The sequence below is a fragment of the Saccharothrix mutabilis subsp. mutabilis genome, assembly GCF_039521145.1.
GTDB lineage: Bacteria > Actinomycetota > Actinomycetes > Mycobacteriales > Pseudonocardiaceae > Actinosynnema > Actinosynnema mutabilis.
On sequence record NZ_BAAABU010000020.1, the window covers coordinates 94,506 to 115,860 of the forward strand.

The following is a 21,355-nucleotide window of genomic DNA, read 5'->3' on the forward strand; positions in this document are numbered from 1 at the left end:
AACGTCGAGATAATTGATATCAAGGGAAGTGTCTCGATGTCAAGATTCTCAACGTTGAGAGTTCTGGATTCATCCGGAGGGGCGACTTGGGTTCCGAGCGGGACGCGGTTGACGAGTTGACCGCCCAGTGGGCGCGCGAACGGCCCGACGTCGACGTGTCGCCGATGGGCGTGGTCGGTCGGGTGTCGCGGCTGTCGCGGGTGTTCGAGCGCAGGCTGAAGGACTACTTCGCCACCCACGGCCTGGAACCGTGGGAGTTCGACGTCCTGGCCAGCCTGCGCCGCGCGGGCGCGCCCTACGAACTGACGGCGGGCGCGCTGCTCAAGTCGGCGATGGTGACCTCGGGCGCGATCACCAACCGCATCGACCGGCTGGAGGCGAAGGGGCTGGTCCGGCGCGGTCAGTCGCCCGACGACCGGCGTTCGGTGCGGGTCCGGCTGACCGACGAGGGGCTCAAGGTGGTGGACGACGTCCTGGTCGGCCACCTCGCCAACGAGGAGACCCTCCTGGCACCCCTGTCACCGGTGGAACGGGACCTGCTGGTCAACCTGCTGCGCATGCTCCTGGTGGAGCACGGCGACACGTCCCTCGGCTAGTCCCCGGCGGGGTCGAGGGCCTCCGGGTGCACGGTCGCGCTCAGCAGGCGGCCGTGGGCCCCGAAGGTGAAGTGGGTCGGGGTCTCGCCGGACTCGTCCAGCCCGAACAGCGCCCCGTGCGACCGCAGGCGCGTGACGTCCCGGTGGTCCGCCACGGTCACCGCCGCGCACGGGATCACCTTCTCCCGCCACGTGAACACGTAGATCCCCGGCCGCAACTGGTACGTCGTGTTCTCGTCGGTGTCCGCCAACCCCCGCTCCGGGCCGGCGAGGCACTGCCACGTGTACCAGTGCGGGCTGAGGTAGACGTGCTCGTAGGCGTGTTCCGTGCTGTAGACCCACATCGCCCGCCGACCGATCAGCGCACGGCTCGGCGCCGGTGCGGTGCCGGTCGCGCCGGGCAGCGCCAGGGGCGTGAAGCGCTGGGTGACGCGCGGCGTCCCGGTGTCGTTGATCGTGGTGGTCACCACCAGCGCGCGGTTGCTCCGCAGGTCCAGGAAGAGCGAGACCGCCTCGCGGCCTCCCGGGTGGAACTGGCTGTAGTACAGGTCGTCGTCCACCGCGAACGTCTCGCACGGGTGCGTCCCGTCCCACTCGACGTCCGTGCCGGTGAAGCGGACCCGCCGGCCGTCCAGCTCGAACGCGTGCCCGTCCAGGTCGGTGACCGTCGGGGCTTTGTTCTGGTCGAAGCCGGGGGCCAGGCCGTCCAGCGGCAGCCAGGTGGAGGTGTCCGACAGCGTCGTCATCGCGGTCCTTTCCCGGGGGTCGCGGCCAGTGTGGTGCGGCCGGGACCCCCGGCGGAACGCCGCGGGCGAACCCCGTGCAACAGCGGACAAACGCAGTGCGCCGGCGGGCAAGCCGTCAGCGGGCGCGGACACCGGTCGCCGCCAGCTCGACCGTGCGGGCGATGCGGCGTTCCCGCGTCTCGGGCCGTTTCGCGCTCACCACCCACGCCACGATCAGCCGTTTCGAGGACGGCGGGAAGGCCGTGAAGTGCTCGTGGGCCGCCGGTGAGGCCTCCAGGGCCGTGCGCAGGTCGTCGGGCACGGTGTCCGGGTCGGGCACCGGGTTCCACGTGCCGGCCGCCTTCGCGAAGTCGATGGCGGCCTGCCCGGCGGGCGTCATCAGTCCTTCCGCCACCATCCGCTCCGCCCGCTCCCGGTTCACCGCGCTCCACGTGCTGCGCGGCGTGCGCGGGGTGAAGCGCAGCCGTGACGAGCGTTCGTCGTTCCTCTGGTGGTGGCCGTCGATCCAGCCGAAGCACAGCGCCTGCTCCACCGCCTCGGCGTAGCGCACGCTCGGCGTCGCGCTGCCCTTGTGGTGCAGCACCAACCAGATCTCCCGGGCGGTCGCGAAGTGCCCGGCCAACCACGCCCGCCACTCCGCGACCGTCGCCGCGCTGAACGTCTCCACGGTCACGCCCCCAGCACGTTCAGGTAGTGCTGGTTGAACATGACACCGAGGACGTTCCCGAACGGGTCCACCACGGACGCCGTCACGAACCCCGGACCGCGCTCGATGGGCTCCTGGTGCACCTTGGCGCCCAACGCGAGCAGCCGGTCGAACGCCGCGTGCACGTCGTCCACCGCCCAGTACGCGACCGCGCCACCGGGGGCCTCCGGCGCCGGCCCGGCGAACCGGCGGTCCACGATGCCCAGCTCGTGCTGGTAGTCGCCGATCCGGAACTCGATGTAGGCCGGCACGCCGTCCGCCTCGCGCAGGAAGTACGGCTGGATGCCCAGCACCTCGGCGTACCAGTCGCTCGCGGCGCGGACGTCGTCGGCGAAGAAGCTGATGGTGGTGAGTCCTCGCAACATCGGGGATGTCTCCTCTCAACGGGCTGTCGAAGACCATCCTCCGAGTCAAAGTGCTCACCAACTGAGCACTTTTCAGCGCAGGTTCGCACGGATCTCCGACGCGCTCCGCCGGTGCTCCTCCGCCTCCGCCGTCCGCCCCGATTCCGTCAGCGCCTCGGCCATCGCGACCTGCACGCGAGCCTGTTCGGCCTGGTAGCCGGTCTGCCGGCACAGCTCCAGCGCCTCCGCGTACCGGGGCAGCGCGGCTTCCGCGCCGTCCAACCGGTGCGTCGTGGCGGCGGCGTCGAACAGGATGCCCATCCGCAAAGTGCGCACGACACCCTCGGAGAACTTCAGCGCCTGCTCGAAGTACTCGTACGCCGCCGCTTTGTCGCCCAAGTGCCCGTACAAGACGCCCAACGCGCCCAACGCGACCGCGCCCAACCCCGGGTCGCCCAGGTCACGCGCGACGTCCACCGCCTCCTCCAGCCGCACCCGAGCCGAGTCGTAGCGGCCGGAGATGATGTCCTGGTCGCCGGAGTTGATCTGCGCCACCGCGACGCTGTGCCGGAACCCGCCGCGCCGCGCCGCCGCCAGCGCACGGGCGTGGAACTCCTCGGCCTCGGTGTTGCGGCCCAGCATGCCCACGGTGATGCCCAACTGGGTGTTGACCAGGTTCTCCAGGGCGAGGTCGTCGCCCACCACCGCCTGCGCCCGCCGCAGGAACGGCAGCGCCTCCTCCGCCAGCCCCAGCCGGGTCAGGCAGAACCCCCGGTTGGTCAGGGCGAACCCGTCACCGGTGCGTTCGGCGGCCACGGTGTGCAGCGCCAACGCGTCGTGCACCTGGGCGGTCGTGTCGAGGTAGCGGGCCAGCGCCCGCGAGAGGTGCGCCGCGTGCCGGGGCTGCCCGTGCCCGGCGACGGCGAGCAGGCACGCGCGTTCGTCGTCGACCCACCGCATCGCCTCGCGGTGCGTCGGGAACGCCGGATCGGGGCCCACCAGCGGCGGCACGGGCGGGCGGCGGTGCGGCTCGCCGGGGGTGAACATCGCCGCCGCCACCGACGCCACGTGGCAGTAGTGGTCGCACAGCCGCTCCAACGCGGCCGGGTCGTCGGCCAGTTCACGGGCGTGCAGCCGCACCAGGTCGTGCATCCGGTACCGGCCGGGCACGTGTTGCTGCACCAGGTGCGCGTCCTCCAGTTCGCGCAACGCCCGCCGCACGCGGGGGACCGGCAGGTCGGCCAGCGCGGCGGCTCCCGGCACCGCCACGTCCGGCCCCGGCACCAGCCCGAGCAGCCCGAACAACCGGACCGCGTCCGCGCCCAGGACCCGCAGCGACGCCGCGAACACCGCCCGCAGGCTGGTCGGCAGGTCACCGGTGTCCAGGGCGTCCAGCCGGGCGGCGCGCACCTCGTCGGCCAGCGCGGCCAGCGGCACGTGCGGCGCGGACTTCGCGCGGGCGGCCAGCACGCCCAGCGCCAGCGGCAGCCCGCCGCCGTGCCGGGCGAGCACCTCGGCGGCCTCGGGCTCGGCGGCCACCCGGTCCGCGCCCAGGTGGCGGGCGAGCACGTCGGCGGACCCGGGCTCGTCCAGCACGTCCACCGGCACCGGCACCGCGCCGCGGGTCGCGACCAGCCCGGTCAGCCGGTGCCGGCTGGTCACCAGGACCGCGCACGACGTCCCGCCGGGCAGCAGCGGCGCGACCTGGCCGGTGTCGCGGGCGTTGTCCAGCACGACCAGCAGCCGCCGGTCCGCGGTCAGCTCCCGGTACAGGCCCGCCTGCGCGTCGGGGTCGGCGGGCACCTCGCGCGGCGGCACCCCGAGCGCGCCCAGGAACCCGCGCACCACCGCGTCCGGCGCGAGCGGTTCGGCGACCGGGTCGAACCCGCGCAGGTCAACGTGGAGGCGGCCGTCGGGGAAGTCGTCGCGGTGGCCGTGCGCCCAGCGCAGCGCGAGCCACGTCTTGCCGACGCCGCCACCGCCGGTCAGCAGGGCGACCGGGGCGCGGTCGAGCAGCGCGTCCAGCGCTTCGAGCTCCCGCTCGCGGCCGGTGAACGCGGCCGGCGCGGCGGGCAGCAGTTGCGGCACGCGCCGGTTCGGCTCGGCCGGGGACGGGTCGGCGTCGAGCACCCGCTGGTGCAGTTCGCGCAGTTCAGGGCCGGGTTCGGTGCCCAGGTGGTCGATCAGCGCGCGTCGGGTGACCTGGTAGTGCCGCAACGCGTCGGCGGCCCGGCCCGCGCGGTGGAGGGCGAGCATGAGCTGCCCGGCGAGGCGTTCGTCCCACGGCCGTTCGGCGGCGCGGGCCGGGAGTTCGGCGAGCAGTTCGGCGTGCCGGCCGACGCGGAGGGCGAGGTCGATCCGGTGGGCCTGCGCGGCTTCCCGTTCGACGGCCACGAGTTGCCGCTCGGCTTCGATCCACGGCGTGTCCAGGCCCGTGAAGGGGTCCGCGACCGACAGCGCCAAGGCCTCCTCGACCAGCATCAACGCGTGCGCGGTGTCGTCCAGGCGGCGGGCGCGGGCGGTGAGGTCGCGGAAGCGGTGCAGGTCCACGTCGTCCGGGTCGGCGTCGAGCTGGTAGCCCCCGGCGCGCCGGCTGATGGTGGCGGTGGGTCCGAGGGCGCGGCGCAGGCGGGACACGTAGGTGCGCAGGACGCCGTCCGCGCGCAGGGGCGGCCGGTCGCCCCACACGCGGTCGATGAGCCGTTCGGCCGGCACGGGCCGGTTGAGGTCGACCAGCAACGCCGCGAGCACGCACCGCTGGCGGGCGTGCCCCAGGTCGAGCCGGACGCCGTCGGCCAGCGCCTCGACCGCGCCGAAGACCCGGAACTCCACGCGTCCCCTTCTACCGGGTCGCGCCTCGCGGGTCCAACGCCGTCGGGCAGCCGGGCCGGGGTGACCCGTGGGGCGGGTGGTGGTCCGCCCCACGGGCCGTGCGCGTCAGTACACGTAGCACTCGACGGCGGAGTGCGGCGTGAAGCCCGCCGCCCGCACGTCCGCCGCCGCGAGCGAGCCGGCGAACCGGCGGTCGACCTCGGCGCGCTCCGCCGCGTTGGGCAGCTCGTTCTTGCAGGACACCGGGGCGCTGGAACCCGACATCAGGTCGGCGCACAGGCCCGTGCGCCGGTCCGGCAGCCCGAGGATGTGGCCGATCTCGTGGGTCGAGATGCGCGGCCGGTGGTAGCCCTGCTGGACGGCCTGGCGGCCCATGTAGACGGTGCCGTTGCCCAGGGACGTCACGTAGGCGCGCGGCCAGCCGTTGTCGGCGTAGATCCGGATGTTCGTCGGCGTGCCCGCCGACTTCTTGACGAGCCGGACGTTGACCACGGAGGCGTTCCAGTTCGCCGCCGCCTTGTCCCAGTCCGCCGCGAACTCCTGGGCCTGGCTGGCGTCGTAGTACAGGGTGCGCACCAGCGCCTGGGGCTGCGCGGCCTCCGCCGACGCACTCGGAGCGGCGACCGCGACCAGCGGCAGCAGCATCCCGAGCGCGACCACGGCGGCGCGTGCGACCTTTCGCACGAGCATGGTGATCTCCTTGTAGACAGGGAAAATCGGGAGCCGGTGACAGGGAGGCTCCCGCTACCCAAACAACCAGTCGTGACGCCCCGCCACCAGACCCGTACGTAGGGTTGTATGGACCTTTGTGGTCGAGCGTTGCGCCGTTCGGCGCAGCGGACGGCCTCGGATGCGGCATTTGTCCGGACCGCACGGTTCCGGCGCGGGTCAGAGGCCCTGCGTGCGGAACTTGTCCAGGACCCGGCGTTCGCGCTTGGTGGGCCTGCCCGCGCCCCGGTCGCGCCGGGCGACCGGCAGCTCCGGCGGCGGCGGGGGAGTGCGGTCGATGTAGCAGGTCGCCGCGTCCATCGCGCCCACCCGCTTCTGGATCACCCGCACGACCTCGACGACCTTCACCGCGTCCCCGACCCGGGCGCGCACCTCGTCCCCGGGAACGACCGTCGTGGCCGGCTTGGCGGGCTTGTCGTTGATCCGCACGTGCCCGCCCCGGCACGCCGCCGCCGCGTCCGGTCGCGTCTTGGTCAGCCTGACCGCCCACAGCCAGCGGTCGATGCGGGTCGACTCCACGCCGTTCACCCTACGGTGACGACGGCCCCCGCCCCGCCGGACCGCGTCCGCGAGTCGGGGCACGTCGTCAGGGGCGGCCCCACACGTCGGTCGGCGGCGGTCCGGTCAGGCGGGCCACGTCCAGGGTGAACAGGGGTTTGGCGCGCTTGCGCAGCCGCGCCAGGATCGACCGCTGGCGTTGCGCCAGCTCGGTGATGATCGTCGTGGGCGCGGTGTCCGGGTCGGGGGTGTTGCGGTACCAGTTGCCCAGGACTTCCAGGCTGAAGTCGACCACGTGCGAGCCGCCGGTGCCCAGGACCAGGTCGCCTTCCGTGCGGAACTGGCCCGAGTGGAACGTCAGGTTCCGGGCCGTGTAGAGGGCGTCCAGGAAGGTCGCGATGCGTTGCTGGCTGTCCCGCAGCCACGCGCCGCACGCGGCGGGGTCGGCCAGCCGGTGGGACCAGTCCGAGACCTGTTGGGCGGCGAGGGGCGACGTGTGCTCCAGGACCCGGGTCAGGGCGTCGCGGGCGGCGGCCAACGCGGGCGGGTCGGCGGGTCTCGGCGGCAACAGCAAGTCCACCCACGTGTTCAGGTCGTGCAGGCGGGTGAAGCCGTCGGTCTTGGCGTAGCTGTTCACCACGGCCAGGTTCGCCGTCAGGTCGGCCTCGGCGGCCCGCCGGCGCCGCCGCGCCGCGGCGAGTTCCGCCCGCTCGTGCGACGCCCTCGCGTGCAGCGGGGCGTAGTCGGGGTGGTTCGAGGGGCACGCCTCCAACGCCCGGTCCAGGGCGCTGCTGCGCTGCTCCACCACCTCCACCCGGGAACGGGCCGCGCGCACCACGGCGGTGGCCGACTGGTGCAACTGCTGGTGCGCCTCGACCACCTGTTGCCGCAACGCTTGCAGCGCCAATGCCGCCGCCAGGTCGCCCCGGTTCTCCAGCCCGCACGCCTCCAGCGCCGCCCACGCCAACGCCGCGGCCGGCAGCGGAGCCTCCGTCACGCGGGCCACGTGGGCCATGCGCAGCCCGTTGCGCAGCGTGCGGGGCCACCCCGGCACCAGGGGATCGGCCCGCTTCACGGTGGTGCGGCGCGGCGGCAGGTGCCGGACCTGCCGGTCCACATCGGACACCAGGACGTCGTCGCCCAGCGACAGCGTCACCAGGCGGTGCCCGGCCATGTACTGGTCCAGCAACTCGGACATCGTCCGCCGCGCGGCCCGCCCGGCGGAGGGCGCGTCCACCGCGTCGACCTGGCAGGACGCCAGGCACGCCGCACCGTGCGTGGGCACCTCGCGGACGAAGGCCCGCAACCGGTTCGGCGACCCGAACCCGAGGCGCTCGGGCTCGGTCAACGCGGCCGACGTGGCGGTCGGGTCCAGCACCGAGAGGTGGGACAGGGCCGTCGCGCCGTGCACCACGACGGCCACCCGGTAGCGCTTCGGCCGGGGCAGCAGGAGGTCCAGCACCGACCGCGCGTCCAGCCGGTCCACCCCGTCGGCCAACTCGCGGCACAGCGTGTCGTGGTCGCGGTCGGTCGCCGCGACCAGGCACGCCAGCTCGTCGGACAGCAGGTCCAGGCCCGCGACGGTGTTGAACGACTCCGGACCCTCCCACACCACCGTGAAGGTCGACTCCAGGAACTCCCGCACGTCCGGCAGGAGCGCGCCGACCGCACCCGCCGCCTCGCGGGCCAGTTCCCGCCGCCGACCCATCGGGATCCTGATCTGGTCGTCCAGCACGGTGATCACCGCGTCGAGCACGTCCCGCACCTCCAGCAGCACGGGGTCGGGCCCCCACCGGGCGATCCCGCGCTCGACCGCCGCCCGCGTCCCCTCGCACAGCGACCGCAGCAGCGACACGCGGGGCTGCGAGGTGTCGGCGAAGTTCTCCAGCACGGCCCGCGTGCGGGGCAGTTCCGAGGCCATCCCGGCGAGCGCGGACACGTGCCGGCTGAACAGCGTCGTCCCGCTCACCGCCCGCAGGACCCGCTGCACCAAGTACGTCCGGGTCCACGAGACGCCGGCGCGGCGGAACGCGTCGAGCAGGCGGTGGTCGAAGCCGCTGTAGGCCATGCCGGTCAACCTATCCGTGCCGGTAGCCCCCGAGGGGATCGGGGAGCGCGGCGAGGGCGCGGCGGTCCAGCTTGCCGTTCGGGGTGCGGGGCAGGGCGGGCACCAGGCGCACCGCGTCCACGATCATGTGCCGGGGCAGGTGGGACGCGCAGTGCCGCTTGGCGTCCAGCAGGCCGAACTCCCCGGCCGCGACCACGTGGGCGACCAGCCGGGCGTCCAGCCCGGCGCCCCGGACGCTGACCGCCACCTCGCTCACCGCCGGGTGGGACTGCAACGCCGCCTCGACGTCCCCCAGCTCCACCCGGTTCCCGCGCAGCTTCACCATGCCGTCGCGGCGGCCCAGGTAGCGGTAGTCGCCGTCGGGCGACAGCACAACCCGGTCCCCGGTCGCGTACGGGCCGGTGTGCGGCGGCTGACCGTGGTAGCCCAGCATCACGGTCGGACCGGACACCACCAGCTCGCCCTCCTCGCCCACCCCGGCCACGGAACCGTCGTCCCGGACGGCCCACACAGTGTCACCCGAACACGCCCGCCCGATCGGCGCCGGCCGTGTCCAGGAGTCCGGGACCTCCCCGACCTCGAAGTACGTGCACACGTTGGTCTCCGTGGGCCCGTACAGGTTGAGCAGCCGCGCGTGCGGCAGGTGGGCCCGCAGCGCACGCAGGTGGTCAACGGGATACGGCTCGCCCGCGAACAGCACCGCGCGCAACTCCGGCAAGTCGGTCTCCAACAACCCGTTGCGGGCCATCAGGACCAACACGGACGGCACCGAGTACCACACAGTGATCCTCTGCGACACAAGCAGTTCGACCAACCGCTTGGGCGCGTACGCCGCCTCCTGCGGCACCAGGGCGACCGATGCCCCGACCAGGAAGGGCACGTACAGGTCCAGCACCGAGAGGTCGAAGTGGAACGGCGCGTGGTTGGCGAACCGGTCCGAGGCGCGAGCGTCCAGCGCGCCGGCCGCCCACTCCACGAACGCCAACGCGTTCCGATGCGAGATCCGGACACCCTTGGGCACCCCGGTCGAACCGGACGTGTAAAGGATGTAGGCCAAGTCGTCAGGCGACGCCGACACGGGCGGCAGCGGCTCCACAGGGCCACCGCCCAGCTCAAGGCACACCGCCCCCGGCACAACACCCACGTTCTCCGGAGTCGTCACGACCACCGCCGGCGCGCAATCCCGGATCACCTGCTGCGCCCGGTGCGCCGGACTCAACGGATCGACCGGCACGTAAGCCGCCCCCAACCGCAGCACGGCTTGCATCGCCACGACCGCCGCCAACGACTTGGGCAACCACAACGCGACCCGGTCACCACGCCGAACGTCCAAAGAGGACAGGAACCGGCCGACCCGGTCCGCCTCGCGGTCCAACTCCGCGTAGGTCATCGAGCCGTCCGCGGTCCACACCGCGGGCGCGGACCCGTCACGACGAGCGCCGGCGCGCACGAGATCGGGCAGGATCACAACCCCAGCTCCTTGGCCATCTGTTCGAGCTGCATCTCCGAAGTCCCGGAGAACGTGGTGGCCGCGACCGCGTCCAACAGGTCGGCTGACACCCGCTCGTCGCGCACCCCCGCCCCGCCCGTCACCCGCATGGTGAGCAACGCCGCGTCCACCGCCACCTCGCTGACCGCGAGCTTCGCCGACGCCACCTCCCACGCCGCCCGCTCGCCGCGGTCCAGCCGCCAGCACGCCCGCCACAGCAGCAACCGGGCCGCCTCCCACCGCGACCGCAGCCGCGCCACCGCGTGCGACACGGCCTGGTTCGCGCCGATCGGCCGCCCGAACTGCCGCCGCGTCCGGGCGTGCTCGACGCACCGGTCCAGCAGCCGCCCCGCCCGCCCGAGGTAGGCGGCGAACAGGCACGTCCGCTCCCACCGCATCGACGCCTGGAAGATCGCCGCGCCCTGCCCCTCCGCGCCCAGCATGTTCCGCACGGGCACCCGGCAGCCCTCCAACCGCACCTGCCCGGCCGGGCACGACGACAGCACGCTCTTGGCGAAGGCCGGCTCGACCACCAGCCCCGGCGTCCCGCGCTCGACCACGAACGCGCTCACGCCCAGGTGCCCGAACGCCGGCTCGGTCGACGCGTACACCACGAACACGTCGGCCACCGGACCGTTGCTGACGAACGACTTCACCCCGTCCAGCACGTAGTGGTCGCCGTCGAGCCGCGCCGTGCCGCGCAGGGCCGTCACGTCGGACCCGGCGTCGGCCTCGGTGATGGCGTTCGCCCCGACCCACTCGCCCGACGCGAGCAGCGGCAGCACCCGCTTGCGCACCCCGTCGTCACCGTGTTCGGCGATCGGCATCGCGCACGCGAACAGGTGCGCCAGCGCGGAGAACACCACCCCGAGGTCCGCGCAGCCCCAGCCGAACGCCTCGGCGACCCGGGCCGTGTCGAGGAAACCGCGCCCCGACCCGCCGTGCTCCACGGGCACGCTCAGCCCGAGCAACCCCTCGCGCCCGCACAGCGCCCACAGCTCTTCCCGGCCCGCCGCGGGCCACGACCGCGCCCGGACGCGCTCAACGTCGTCGTCCGCGTCCCATCCGAAGTCCACGCGACGGGAGCATAGGCACCCCGACTTCCCTTGTCCTCAACAGGAATGCGGGGCCGAGCCCTGGCCGAAGGGACGGCCCGCGCCCCGCATTCCGAGTGAAGACAACGGTTTTCCACGCTCCGTAGCATCGAGCGGCCGGTGGTGCCGCCACGTGCGAAGGAGACCTGGATGGAGCACGACGAGGTCCTCGAAGAGCTGACGGGGTTCATCCGGGACAAGGTGCTCGACCCCTCGGCCGGGGTCGAGGTCCGCCCGGACACCCCGCTGCTGGAGTGGGGCATCCTCAACAGCCTGTCCACGACGAGCCTGGTGGTGTTCATCCAGGAGCGGTTCGGCGTCGAGGTGCCCGCCGAGCGGATGGTGGGCCGCAACTTCCGCGACCTGGACAGCATCACGGCCCTCGTGCTGGACCTCGATCGCGCCGAGCTGGGGGAGACCCGTGGCAGACGTTGACTTCGACATCGGCATCGTCGGCGGCGGGCCCGCCGGTTCGACGATCGCCTCCTACCTGGCCCGCGCGGGCCTCAAGTGCGTGGTGCTGGAGGGGGAGCTGTTCCCCCGGCCGCACGTGGGCGAATCGCTGATCCCGGCCACCACGCCGGTGCTCGCCGACATCGGCGCGCTGGAGAAGGTGGACAAGGGCGGGTTCCCGCGCAAGTACGGCGCGGCCTGGACCTCCGCCACTCGCAGCGACATCTCGCCGCTGGGCTTCCAGCTCTCGCACGGCTTCAAGGCCGCCGAGGTGGAGTTCCGCGAGCGCGACCAGAAGGGCGTGCGGCAGGACTACACCTACCACGTCGACCGCGGCCAGTACGACCTGCTGCTGTTGCAGCACGCCGAGTCCCAGGGCGCGAAGGTCTACGAGGGCGTGCGCGTGCAGCGGGTCGAGCTGGAGGACGAGGTCAAGCGGATCGTGTTCACGCTGGGCCGCCGCGAGGTCGGCGTGCGGGTGCGGATGGTGGTCGACGCCAGCGGGCGCGGCACCCTGCTCGGCCGCCAGCTCAAGCTCAAAGTGCCCGACCCGGTGTTCAACCAGTACGCCATCCACACCTGGTACGACGGCCTGGACCGGACGGCGCTGGCGGTGGACGGCAAGCAGGCCGACTTCATCTTCATCCACTTCCTGCCGATCACCGACACGTGGGTGTGGCAGATCCCCATCACCGACACGATCACCAGCGTCGGCGTGGTGACGCAGAAGAAGCACTTCACCGCCGCCAAGCAGCAGTGGGGCGAGTTCTTCGACCAGTCCATGCGGACCCGGCCCGAACTGGCCGAGGCGTTGCGCAACAGCGAGCGCGTGCGGCCGTTCAAACCCGAAGGCGACTACAGCTACGCCATGCGCCAGATCTGCGGCGACGGCTGGCTGATGATCGGCGACGCGGCCCGGTTCGTGGACCCGATCTTCTCCAGCGGGGTCAGCGTGGCGATGAACAGCGCGCGCCTCGCGTCCTACGACATCGTCGCCGCCGCCGAGAAGGGCGACTTCTCCAAGCCGTCGTTCCAGACCTTCGAGGGCAAGCTGCGCCGGGCGGTGGGCAACTGGTACGAGTTCATCTCCATCTACTACCGGCTCAACATCCTGTTCACCGCGTTCGTGGCCGACCCCCGCTACCGCATCGACGTGCTGCGGATGCTCCAGGGCGACGTGTACGACGGCGGCGAGCCGACCGCGTTGACCCGGATGCGGGAGATCACCCGCGAGGTCGAGGAGAACCCCGACCACCTGTGGCACCAGCACCTGGGCACCCTGCGCGCGCCCAGCCAGGCACCGATGTTCTAAAAGGGGCTGCCGTGAAGAAGTACGTCCTGTCCGAGAAGGACACTCCGACCCAGTGGTACAACATCGTGCCCGACCTGCCCCGGCCGCTGCTGCCGCCGCTGCACCCGGTCACGCACGAGCCGGCGACGGCCGCGGACCTGGAACCCCTGCTGCCCCGCGCGGTGATCGAGCAGGAGATGAGCGCCGAGCGGTGGATCGACATCCCCGAGCCGGTGCAGGAGCTGTACCGGATCTGGCGGCCGTCCCCGCTGTACCGGGCGAACCGGCTGGAGAAGGCGCTGGATACACCCGCCCGGATCTACTTCAAGTACGAGGCGGTGTCCCCGGCCGGGTCGCACAAGCCCAACACCGCCGTGCCGCAGGTGTACTACAACTCCGTCGAGGGCGTGAAGCGCGTGACGACGGAAACCGGTGCCGGGCAATGGGGTTCCGCGCTGTCGTTCGCGGGCAGCCTGTTCGGCATCGACGTCACCGTCTACATGGTCAAGGCCTCCTTCCAGCAGAAGCCGCACCGCCACTCGCTGATGGAGACGTGGGGCGCGGAGGTGTTCCCGTCGCCGAGCACCCGCACGCAGGCCGGCCGCAAGATCCTCGCCGAGGAGCCGGACTCGCCGGGCAGCCTGGGCATCGCCATCAGCGAGGCCGTGGAGGACGCGCTGGCCCACGACGACACCAAGTTCGCGCTCGGGTCGGCGATGAACCACGTCGTGCTGCACCAGACGATCATCGGCCTGGAGGCCCGCAAGCAGTTCGAGCTGGCCGAGGACTACCCGGACGTCGTGATCGGCTGCGTCGGCGGCGGCTCCAACTACTCGGGGCTGGCGTTCCCGTTCATGGCCGACAAGCTCGCCGGGCACCGCGACACCCGGTTCATCGCGGCGGAACCGGCCGCGTGCCCGACCCTGACCCGGGGCAAGCTGACCTACGACTACCCGGACGTCGCCGGGCTGGGCCCGCTGCTGCACATGCGGACCGTGGGCCACGGGTTCATCCCCGCGCCGATCCACGCGGGCGGCCTGCGCTTCCACGGCGACGCGCCCACGTTGTGCCTGCTGCACGACGACGGCCACGTGGAGGCCCGCGCCTACAACCAGAACGAGGTGTTCACCGAGGCCGTGCGGTTCGCCCGGTCCGAGGGGTTCGTGATGGCCCCGGAGTCCTCGCACGCGCTGCGCGGCGCGGTGGCGGAGGCGCTGGCCGCCAAGGAGGCCGGCGAGGCGCGCACGATCCTGTTCGGCTTCTCCGGCCACGGCCACTTCGACATGGGCGCCTACGACGCGTTCCTGGCCGGGAAGCTGGAGGACTACGAGCTGCCGCAGGAGGAGATCGACGCCGCGCTGGCCGACCTGCCGACCATCGCGACGACATGACCTGGATCGACGTGCACCACCACGCCTACCACGGCGAGCTGGCCGACGCGCTGGCTCGGCGGGGCGTGACCCACATGGCGCCGGGCGTGCCGGTGCCCCGGTGGCGGGTCGAGGACTCGTTGCGGGTCATGGCGAGCTGCGGCCTCGACGCGGCGATCCTGTCCGTCCTCGTGCCCGACCAGGCGCTGCGGCTGCCCGACGGGCCGGACCTGGTGCGCGCGACCAACGAGTGGACCGCCGAACTGGTCGGGGCGCACCCCGGCCGGTTCGGCCTGCTCGCCACGCTCCCGCTGCCCGACCTCGACGCGTCCCTCGCCGAGGTCGGGCACGCCTTCGACGCGCTGGACGCCGACGGGGTGGTGCTGCCGGCGAGCCTCGCGGACGGCGCGCTGCTGGGCGACCCGCCGCAGGAGCCGCTGTTCGCCGAGCTGGACCGGCGGGAGGCCGTGGTGCTCGTGCACCCGAATCCCGGCTACCGGTGTTCGTGCACGGGCGCGCCGGACTCCCCGGCCGTCGTCCCGCCGCCGCTGGTGGACTTCGTCATGGACACCACCCGGGCGGTGGCGAACCTGCTGTTCCGGGGCGTGCTGAGGCGCCACCCGCGGATCCGGTTCGTCCTGGCGCACGGCGGCGGCACGATCCCGTTCCTGGCGGGCCGCCTCGAACTGGCCGAGACCTGGGTGCTGCCCGACCGCGCCGGCTCGGTGCGCGACGAGCTGGCGGGGCTGTACTACGAGACCGCGCAAGCGTTCTCCCCGGGCGCGCTGTCCTGCGTGGACACCGTCGCGCCGCCCGGTCACGTCCTGTTCGGCACGGACTTCCCGTTCATGACCGAACCGGTCGTCGCCGCGACCCGCCGGGGCGTGGCCGCCCACCGCGCGGACGTCGGCGCCGCGGCCCTGGCCCTGTTCCCCCGGCTGCGGGCCGCCGCGAGGAGGTAGCGTGCGCTATTTCGAGGATTTCCGGGTCGGCGAGGTGCACGAATTGGGCAGCCGCGCGTTCACCGCGGCGGAGATCCGCGCATTCGCCCGGGTGTACGACCCCCAGCCTCGGCACATCGGCGGATCGGGTGAACCGCCGATCGCCAGCGGGTGGCAGGTCGCGGCGGCGTTCATGCGCCTCTACGTGGATTCGGTAGTCCGCAGCGCTGCGGCCGACGTGTCGCCTGGAATAGCGGAACTGCACTGGCTGCGCCCGGTCCGGCCGGGAGACGTGCTGGTCGGGCGGGCCACGGTGCTCGGCACGGCCCCGTCGCTGTCCCGGCCGGACTGCGGGGTCGTGCGGCAACGCGGGGAACTGCTCGACGAATCCGGCCGACCCGTCATGACTTTCGTGTTCTACGGATTGATGCGCAAACGGCATTACGCCCCCGTCGCGGTCGGCGGAGCGGAACCCGATACGCTGCGCCCATGAGCAGTCCCGTGGAAATCCTGAAAGAAGCCGGCGTTTCCTTTTCCACGTTCACGCACGCGCCGATCCGCACCTACGAGGACATCGAGCGCGAACTCGACCTGCCCGCCGACCGGCTGCTCAAGACCCTGGCGTTCCGCGCCGAGGACGGCCGGTTCGTGCTGGTGTCGCTGCCGATGCTGCTGCCCGTCGGGTACGGCAAGGTCGCCAAGGCCGCGGGCGTGTCCCGGTCGAAGCTGCGCCGCGCCGGCGACGACGACCTGCGCGAACTGGGCATGGCCCCGGGCGGCATCAGCCCGGTGACCCGCGTGGAGCCGCGCACGGTCGTCTTCCACACCTCCGTGCCGGACATGGGCACCGTGTACTGCGGCAGCGGCCGGGACGACGAGACCGTCCAGGTGGAGGCGGCCGATCTCGTCGCCCTCGTGCGGCCGGTGCTCGCCGAGGTCGGCTGAGGCGGGGAGCCGGTCGAGCCGCCGGTCAGTTGACCGGTTCCGGCACCGGCTGGGGTCTGCGCAGGTAGAACAGCTTGAGCAGCGGCCCGGTCATCACCGTGGTCACCACGGCCATCAGCACCAGCTGCGAGTACAGGTCCTGGCCGAGCAGTCCCAGCTCCAGGCCGATGCCCAGCATCACCAGCTCGGTCAGGCCGCGCGTGTTCATCAACGTCCCCAGCGCGACCGACTGCCGCCACCCGACCCGCGCCAGCCGCGCGCCCAGCACCGCGCCGGTGAACTTGCCGCCCACGGCCACCAGCATGATCAGCGCGAACCCGAGCCAGCCGACGGCGAGCCCGGACAGGTCCACCTGCAACCCGGCCACCACGAAGTACACCGGCAGCAGCAGCACCTTGCCGACCTGCTCCACCGGGGCCGTCACGCCCGCCCGCAGCTCCGGGTCGCGCGGCATGACCAGGCCGAACAGGAACGCGCCGAAGATGAAGTGCAGGCCCATCCACTCGGCCAGCGCGCTCCACACCAGCAGTCCGACCAGCACGGCGGCGAACAGGTCCCGCCGGTTGCTCAGCCTGGCCAGCACCGGCCGCACCACCAGGAAGCTCACCGCCACCAGCGGCACGGCCAGCAGCAGCCGCCACTGGTCCGGGGAGCCCGCGCCCAGCGTCGCGATGGCCACCGCGAGCAGCGACCACGCCACCAGGTCGCCCAGGGCGGCGCTGCCCAGCGCGAGCGTGCCCAGGCGGGTGCCGCCGAGCCGGAAGTCCGCGATGATCCGCGCCAGCACGGGGAACGCGGTGACCGCCATGGCCGTGCCCAGGTAGAGCACGAACCCGGTCCGGTCGTCGCTCATGGTCAGCGCCAGCAGGACGCCCAGCGCGAACGGCACCAGCATGGACCCGGCGGCCACCGACGCCACCGCCTTGCCCCGGCCGCGCAACAGCTCCCGGTCGAACTCCAGTCCCACCAGGAACATGAAGAACACCAGGCCGACGTTGGCCAGCGAGCCGAGCATGGGCCGGATGTCCACGGGGAACACCGCGTCCGCGATCGCGCCGCCGAACAGCGTCGGCCCCACCAGCACACCGGCGACGATCTCGCCCACCACGGCCGGTTGCGCGAGCTTGCGGGCCAGCGCACCCATCAGCCGCGCGAGCGTGACGACGACGGCGAGGGCGATCAGGAGTTGGACCACCTGGTGCGAGGTCATCGGACACCGACCTCCACCCGCGCCGGGCGCAACCCGATCACCAGGCCCACCAGCACCAGGCACACGCCGACCAGGTCCGCGAGCCCCGGCCGCCCGGTGCCCAGCAGCGCGCCGGACACGATCGCGCCGATGGGCAGGAAACCGGAGAACAGCCCGGCTCTGTCGGCCCCCAGCCGAGGCAGCGACGCGTACCAGCACAGGAACGCGAACACCGTCACCACGACCGCCAGGTACGCCAACGCCAACCCCTCCGCCACCGTCGGGACCCGCACCACGCCGGTCCCGTCCACCACCAGCCCGACCACGACCAACTGCGGCACCGCCAGCGCCGCCGAGTACGCCGACACCCGGATCGCGCCCAGCCGTCCCAGCACCGGCAGCGCCAGCAGGGAGAACCCGGCCTCGCACGCCAGCGCGCCGAACGCCAGCAGCAGCCCCAGCGGCGAACCGCCGCCCAACCCGGACGTCACGCCGACGCCGACCACCACGACCACGGCGGCCACCAGCACGCGCGGCGCGGGCTTGCGCCGCTCCACCGCAGGCCCCACCAGCGCCAGCACGATCGGCACCGCGGCGACGACCGTGCCCACGGTGGCCGGGTCGGCGAACCGGGTGCTCTCCACGACGAGCACGTTGAACGCGGTCAACCCGGTCAGCGCCAAGAGGAACAGCAACAGCGCTTCGCGCCGGGTCAGCCGCAGCGGCCCCTTGCCGAACGCCTGCGCCACCACGAGCAGCAGCACCGCGCCGACCAGGTAGCGCACGGCCTGGCCGCCGTAGACGGGGTAGTCGTGCAGCGCCGGGGACACCCCGGTCAGCGTGCCGACGCAGAACATCGCGGTCGCGGCCCCCAGTGCGCCGCGCCGCTGGTCGCCGGGCGCCACCGCTAGGGCCTCCGCGCGCGCGTCGCCGACTCGCCGACGCTGATCAGGCCGGTCTCGTAGGCGTAGGCGACCGCGCTGGCCCGGTTGGGCAGCCGCAGCTTGCGCAGCAGGTTCTGCACGTGGAACTTGACCGTGCTCTCGGTCAGCGACAGCTTGCGCGCCATCTCGGAGTTGGTCTGGCCGCTGACCAGCAGCCGCAGCACGTCGGCCTCGCGGCGGGTGATCTGCTCGGGACCGTGCGACTCGACCGGGTCGGCGGGTTCGGCGCGGGCGAAGAAGGCGTAGCCGGCGGCGAGCATCCGGATGGCGCTGAGGAACTCGTCGGGCCCGGCGGCGGGCGGCAGGACGCCCACGCGCGGCGCGGCGGGCAGCACGGCCCGGTCGTCCACCACGAGGACGCCGGTCCGGTCGGAGGTCCGGCTGTCCAGGAACCGCCGGGCCGCCACCGGTGGGCGCGGCACGTCGGCCAGCGCGCCGATCACCACGACGTCGGGTTGTTCGGCGGCGTGCCGCACGAGCGCGTCGTAGGTGTCGACCTGGTGCACCACTTCGATCCCGGTGGCGTCGTCGAGTATTTTCCGCATGCCGATCCGGAAAAGCGTCCGGTGTTCGGCGATGACTAATCGCGTTGTTCCCGTCAGGAATGCGTTCTGCACAGCGTCAGGCCCCCAACCCGGTCCTCGCGTCGTCGAACGGGCGCCCCATCGCCCGTGACCGTCCTGTGTGGACTGATTCCCCCAAGGCCCGATCAATGTTTCCCGCGAACCACGATCAAATCAACCGGGCGGGCGAGATTGGGCCGAACGGGTGGCCGGCGCGGGTCCACCCGAACTCCACCCGGACGCGACCCCGGTCGGCGATGATCCGCGTGGGTACGACTCGGGGGGTTGCTGTGCGATACCGGCGGATCGCGGCGCTGGCCGTGCCGATGGCCTTGCAGACCGCGATGATGCTCGTCGGCCAGGTGGTCGTGGTCGCGCTGATCGGGCGGATGGGCGACGGCGCGCTGTACGTGCAGGCGCTGTACGCGCCGGCGGAGTTCCTGCTGGTGGCCGTGGTGAACGGGTTCGCGGTGGCGTTGCAGGTGGCCACCGCGCGGCGGGTCGGGGCGGGCGAGCCCGGCGCGGTCGCCGGGTACTACGGCGGGCTGCTGGCGCTGGGCGTGGCCGCGTACGCGGTGCTCGCGGGGGCGTTGATCGCGGCGGCGGGCACGTTGGGCGAGCTGGTGGACGTCGCGCCGGCGGAGGCCGGGCGGTTCCGGTCGTTCCTGGTGGCGATGGTGCTGGTGGGGTCGTTGCGGCTGGGCGGCGAGCTGTGCTCGGCGGTGCTGCGCGGGGTCGGGCGCGGGACGGCGGCGGCCATGCTGACGTTGACCTACGTGGTGCTGATGACCGTCGGGGTGGCGGTGTTCGCGTCGGACCTGGCGGCCGTGCCGGTGGTGGCGGGCGTCGCGGGCGCGGTGGAGCTGGGCGTCGGGCTGCTGCTGGTGGCGCGGGCCGGGTTGGTGACGTGGTCCGGGGTGCGGGCGTGGCCGTCGGACGTGGGTCGGCTGGTGGCGGGCGTGGGGCTGCCGGTGGCGGCCACCTACGTGCTGCTGTTCGTGGTGAACCTGCTGCTGGTGCGGATCGTGGCGATCGACGGCCCGGCGGCGGTGGCCGGGTTCAACGCGGGGTACACGGTGCAGACCGCGGTGCTGGTGCCCGCGATCGGGTTCGGGTCGGCCATCGCGGTGCTGGTCAACCAGGGCGTCGGCGGCGGCGACCGGGAGCTGGCGGCGCTGGCGTTCCGGCGCGGGCTGGTGCTCGCGACGGCCGGCTACGCGGTGGTGACGGTCGTGTTCGTGCTGGCCGGGGCGCCGCTGGCGGACCTGATGGCGGCGGACCCGGCGGTGGTGGCGGAGGTCCGGGCGTTCCTGACCGTGATGGGGCCGACGTTCGGGTGCAACGGCCTGGTGCTGGTCGCGTTGACCGTGGTGCAGCAGGTCGGGCGCGGTGGCGCGGCGGTCGGGTTGAACCTGGCGTACTTCGTGCTGGTGATCGTGGTCGGGTGGATCGCGGTGGCGCGGACCGGCGACGCGCACGGCCTGGTGGTGACGATGGCCGTGCTGGGGTACGCGAGCGCGGTCGTGGGGCTGCCGGCGTCGGTGTGGTTGGTGCGCAAGGCGATCCGACCGCGGCTGGTCACCGTGTGAACGTCTCGCGCAGGGCGTGGTCGATCGCGCCGGGTGTGCCGTCGCCGACGAACAGCTCGCGCAGCAACAGGTCCGGCAGGTGCGCCGGGTCCAGTCCGGACTCCTTGCCCTGGACGGATTGCGTGATGCCCGTGAGGCGCATCGCGGCTTTGAGGACACCGGCCGGCAGGGACCGCACGCGGCGCGGGTGACCGGTGGCGTCGGCGATGCGCCCGAACATCTCGCGCCAGGTCAGGTTCTCGTCGGCCACCGGGATGTCCGCACCGGACCGCTCGTCCAGCGCCGCCACCACCACTTGCGCGACCCGGCGGGCGGTCGTGGCGGCGCTGCCCCCGGGCGGCGCGACCAACGGCGACCGCGACCGCGCCCACTTCTCCAACGGCTCCGCCCAGTTCGGCAGCCGGTCGCCCGCGCGCCCGAACACGAACGGCAGCTCCAGCACGGCGACCGGCAGGTCCGGCCCGGCGGCCTCGCGGGCGGCGCGGGCCTGCTCCACGCGGCTGCGGATGTACGGGTGATTCGCGGCGAGCCGCCACTCGGGGTGCTCGCGGTGGAAGTGCGTGTAGTACGAGCCCAGGACGACGGCCCGGGTGAGGCCGTGCGCCCTGGCGGCGGCCAGCAACCGGGCGACCGGCTCGACGTTGCCGGCGTGGAACACCGGGTAGGCGGGTTTGCGCGGGACGTTCCGGTCGTCCACACCGGCCGCGAACACGACGCCGTCGTGGCCTTCGAGCGGGGGCGTGTCCTTCGTGGCGTCCAGGGCGTGGTCGACGTCGGGTCCGGGCGTGCGCGCGACGGTGGTCGCGTGGTGGCCCTTCTCCCTCAGAAGCGCGACGACGTGCCGCCCGACCAACCCGCTCGCACCGACCACAACGATCCTCATGGGGACATCATGTCGCCTCCGGCCTCGCCCGCGACGCCGGAGGCGGCGCAATCCAACACTGTGCTTGGCTATGGGCCGTGGATGG

21 protein-coding genes are annotated in these 21,355 nt (G+C 73.0%); 8 read left to right on the forward strand and 13 right to left on the reverse strand.

Annotated elements, in window-relative coordinates; all coding sequences use genetic code 11:
• Positions 1-86 precede the first annotated feature (86 nt).
• The gene (locus ABD126_RS30380) at positions 87-596 is read left to right on the forward strand and encodes a MarR family winged helix-turn-helix transcriptional regulator (protein ID WP_343937425.1); all 510 of its coding nucleotides are present in this window, start codon (positions 87-89) and stop codon (positions 594-596) included.
• Here the strand turns inward: ABD126_RS30380 and ABD126_RS30385 are convergent.
• The 9 genes from ABD126_RS30385 to ABD126_RS30425 all read right to left on the reverse strand — a co-directional run bounded on the left by ABD126_RS30385 (position 593) and on the right by ABD126_RS30425 (position 11,084).
• Positions 593-1,342 carry a MoaF C-terminal domain-containing protein gene (locus tag ABD126_RS30385; RefSeq protein ID WP_343937427.1) on the reverse strand — a complete coding sequence of 250 codons (750 nt, stop codon included), beginning with the start codon at positions 1,340-1,342 and terminating at the stop codon, positions 593-595. The genes ABD126_RS30380 and ABD126_RS30385 overlap by 4 nt on opposite strands.
• Before the next feature lie 115 nt (positions 1,343-1,457).
• On the reverse strand, positions 1,458-2,015 hold the full coding sequence (locus ABD126_RS30390; RefSeq protein ID WP_343937429.1) for a YdeI/OmpD-associated family protein: 558 nt from the start codon (positions 2,013-2,015) through the stop codon (positions 1,458-1,460).
• Positions 2,012-2,413, reverse strand: coding sequence for a VOC family protein (locus ABD126_RS30395; RefSeq protein ID WP_343937431.1), 402 nt, complete (start codon positions 2,411-2,413; stop codon positions 2,012-2,014). The genes ABD126_RS30390 and ABD126_RS30395 overlap by 4 nt, the downstream gene beginning before the upstream one ends.
• A gap of 72 nt (positions 2,414-2,485) precedes the next feature.
• Complete coding sequence (locus tag ABD126_RS30400) at positions 2,486-5,224, reverse strand: AfsR/SARP family transcriptional regulator (protein ID WP_343937433.1); 2,739 nt, start codon at positions 5,222-5,224, stop codon at positions 2,486-2,488.
• Between the two features lie 105 nt (positions 5,225-5,329).
• A complete protein-coding gene (locus ABD126_RS30405; protein WP_343937435.1) occupies positions 5,330-5,914 on the reverse strand; it encodes a snapalysin family zinc-dependent metalloprotease in 585 nt (194 codons plus the stop codon).
• Positions 5,915-6,112: 198 nt separating this feature from the next.
• Positions 6,113-6,472, reverse strand: coding sequence for an RNA-binding S4 domain-containing protein (locus tag ABD126_RS30410; RefSeq protein WP_343937437.1), 360 nt, complete (start codon positions 6,470-6,472; stop codon positions 6,113-6,115).
• A gap of 67 nt (positions 6,473-6,539) precedes the next feature.
• Positions 6,540-8,519 (reverse strand): hypothetical protein, encoded by a 1,980-nt coding sequence (locus ABD126_RS30415; RefSeq protein ID WP_343937439.1) that lies wholly within the window; start codon positions 8,517-8,519, stop codon positions 6,540-6,542.
• Positions 8,520-8,529: 10 nt separating this feature from the next.
• Complete coding sequence (locus ABD126_RS30420; RefSeq protein WP_343937441.1) at positions 8,530-9,987, reverse strand: amino acid adenylation domain-containing protein; 1,458 nt, start codon at positions 9,985-9,987, stop codon at positions 8,530-8,532.
• The gene (locus tag ABD126_RS30425) at positions 9,984-11,084 is read right to left on the reverse strand and encodes an acyl-CoA dehydrogenase family protein (protein WP_343937443.1); all 1,101 of its coding nucleotides are present in this window, start codon (positions 11,082-11,084) and stop codon (positions 9,984-9,986) included. Before ABD126_RS30425 ends, ABD126_RS30420 begins: the two co-directional genes overlap by 4 nt.
• A gap of 168 nt (positions 11,085-11,252) precedes the next feature.
• Here ABD126_RS30425 and ABD126_RS30430 point away from each other — a divergent pair, with 168 nt between their 5' ends.
• The 6 genes from ABD126_RS30430 to ABD126_RS30455 are packed head-to-tail and all read left to right on the forward strand — an operon-like array spanning position 11,253 to position 16,102.
• The gene (locus ABD126_RS30430; protein ID WP_343937445.1) at positions 11,253-11,537 is read left to right on the forward strand and encodes an acyl carrier protein; all 285 of its coding nucleotides are present in this window, start codon (positions 11,253-11,255) and stop codon (positions 11,535-11,537) included.
• On the forward strand, positions 11,524-12,867 hold the full coding sequence (locus ABD126_RS30435) for an NAD(P)/FAD-dependent oxidoreductase (RefSeq protein WP_343937447.1): 1,344 nt from the start codon (positions 11,524-11,526) through the stop codon (positions 12,865-12,867). The genes ABD126_RS30430 and ABD126_RS30435 overlap by 14 nt, the downstream gene beginning before the upstream one ends.
• Positions 12,868-12,878: 11 nt before the next feature.
• Positions 12,879-14,237, forward strand: coding sequence for a TrpB-like pyridoxal phosphate-dependent enzyme (locus ABD126_RS30440; protein ID WP_343937449.1), 1,359 nt, complete (start codon positions 12,879-12,881; stop codon positions 14,235-14,237).
• Positions 14,234-15,178, forward strand: a complete 945-nt coding sequence (locus ABD126_RS30445) for an amidohydrolase family protein (RefSeq protein WP_343937451.1) — start codon at positions 14,234-14,236, stop codon at positions 15,176-15,178. Before ABD126_RS30440 ends, ABD126_RS30445 begins: the two co-directional genes overlap by 4 nt.
• 1 nt (position 15,179) lies before the next feature.
• On the forward strand, positions 15,180-15,650 hold the full coding sequence (locus ABD126_RS30450; RefSeq protein WP_343937453.1) for a hotdog family protein: 471 nt from the start codon (positions 15,180-15,182) through the stop codon (positions 15,648-15,650).
• Positions 15,647-16,102: an aminoacyl-tRNA deacylase gene (locus ABD126_RS30455; protein ID WP_343937455.1), complete on the forward strand. Its 456-nt coding sequence runs from the start codon at positions 15,647-15,649 to the stop codon at positions 16,100-16,102. Before ABD126_RS30450 ends, ABD126_RS30455 begins: the two co-directional genes overlap by 4 nt.
• A 25-nt stretch (positions 16,103-16,127) precedes the next feature.
• Here ABD126_RS30455 and ABD126_RS30460 read toward each other — a convergent pair whose 3' ends face one another.
• From ABD126_RS30460 to ABD126_RS30470, 3 genes are read right to left on the reverse strand one after another with little or no spacing between them, the layout of a single operon-like run.
• Positions 16,128-17,312, reverse strand: a complete 1,185-nt coding sequence (locus ABD126_RS30460) for a cation:proton antiporter domain-containing protein (RefSeq protein WP_343937457.1) — start codon at positions 17,310-17,312, stop codon at positions 16,128-16,130.
• Positions 17,309-18,196 (reverse strand): EamA family transporter, encoded by an 888-nt coding sequence (locus ABD126_RS30465; RefSeq protein WP_343937459.1) that lies wholly within the window; start codon positions 18,194-18,196, stop codon positions 17,309-17,311. The genes ABD126_RS30460 and ABD126_RS30465 overlap by 4 nt, the downstream gene beginning before the upstream one ends.
• Before the next feature lie 2 nt (positions 18,197-18,198).
• Positions 18,199-18,780, reverse strand: a complete 582-nt coding sequence (locus ABD126_RS30470) for a helix-turn-helix transcriptional regulator (RefSeq protein ID WP_343937461.1) — start codon at positions 18,778-18,780, stop codon at positions 18,199-18,201.
• A 308-nt stretch (positions 18,781-19,088) separates the two neighbouring features.
• Here ABD126_RS30470 and ABD126_RS30475 point away from each other — a divergent pair, with 308 nt between their 5' ends.
• Positions 19,089-20,387, forward strand: coding sequence for an MATE family efflux transporter (locus tag ABD126_RS30475; RefSeq protein WP_343937463.1), 1,299 nt, complete (start codon positions 19,089-19,091; stop codon positions 20,385-20,387).
• Here the strand turns inward: ABD126_RS30475 and ABD126_RS30480 are convergent.
• Positions 20,377-21,270 carry an NAD-dependent epimerase/dehydratase family protein gene (locus tag ABD126_RS30480; protein WP_343937465.1) on the reverse strand — a complete coding sequence of 298 codons (894 nt, stop codon included), beginning with the start codon at positions 21,268-21,270 and terminating at the stop codon, positions 20,377-20,379. The genes ABD126_RS30475 and ABD126_RS30480 overlap by 11 nt on opposite strands.
• Between the last annotated feature and the right edge of the window lie 85 nt (positions 21,271-21,355).

Bases quoted from the DNA above. Each gene is read 5' to 3' on its own strand.
- ABD126_RS30455 (WP_343937455.1), top strand. From the start codon at position 15,647: ATGAGCAGTCCCGTGGAAATCCTGAAAGAAGCCGGCGTTTCCTTTTCC.
- ABD126_RS30460 (WP_343937457.1), bottom strand. From the start codon at position 17,312: ATGACCTCGCACCAGGTGGTCCAACTCCTGATCGCCCTCGCCGTCGTC.
- ABD126_RS30480 (WP_343937465.1), bottom strand. From the start codon at position 21,270: ATGAGGATCGTTGTGGTCGGTGCGAGCGGGTTGGTCGGGCGGCACGTC.
- ABD126_RS30395 (WP_343937431.1), bottom strand. From the start codon at position 2,413: ATGTTGCGAGGACTCACCACCATCAGCTTCTTCGCCGACGACGTCCGC.
- ABD126_RS30385 (WP_343937427.1), bottom strand. From the start codon at position 1,342: ATGACGACGCTGTCGGACACCTCCACCTGGCTGCCGCTGGACGGCCTG.
- ABD126_RS30430 (WP_343937445.1), top strand. From the start codon at position 11,253: ATGGAGCACGACGAGGTCCTCGAAGAGCTGACGGGGTTCATCCGGGAC.
- ABD126_RS30470 (WP_343937461.1), bottom strand. From the start codon at position 18,780: ATGCGGAAAATACTCGACGACGCCACCGGGATCGAAGTGGTGCACCAG.
- ABD126_RS30405 (WP_343937435.1), bottom strand. From the start codon at position 5,914: ATGCTCGTGCGAAAGGTCGCACGCGCCGCCGTGGTCGCGCTCGGGATG.
- ABD126_RS30415 (WP_343937439.1), bottom strand. From the start codon at position 8,519: ATGGCCTACAGCGGCTTCGACCACCGCCTGCTCGACGCGTTCCGCCGC.
- ABD126_RS30445 (WP_343937451.1), top strand. From the start codon at position 14,234: ATGACCTGGATCGACGTGCACCACCACGCCTACCACGGCGAGCTGGCC.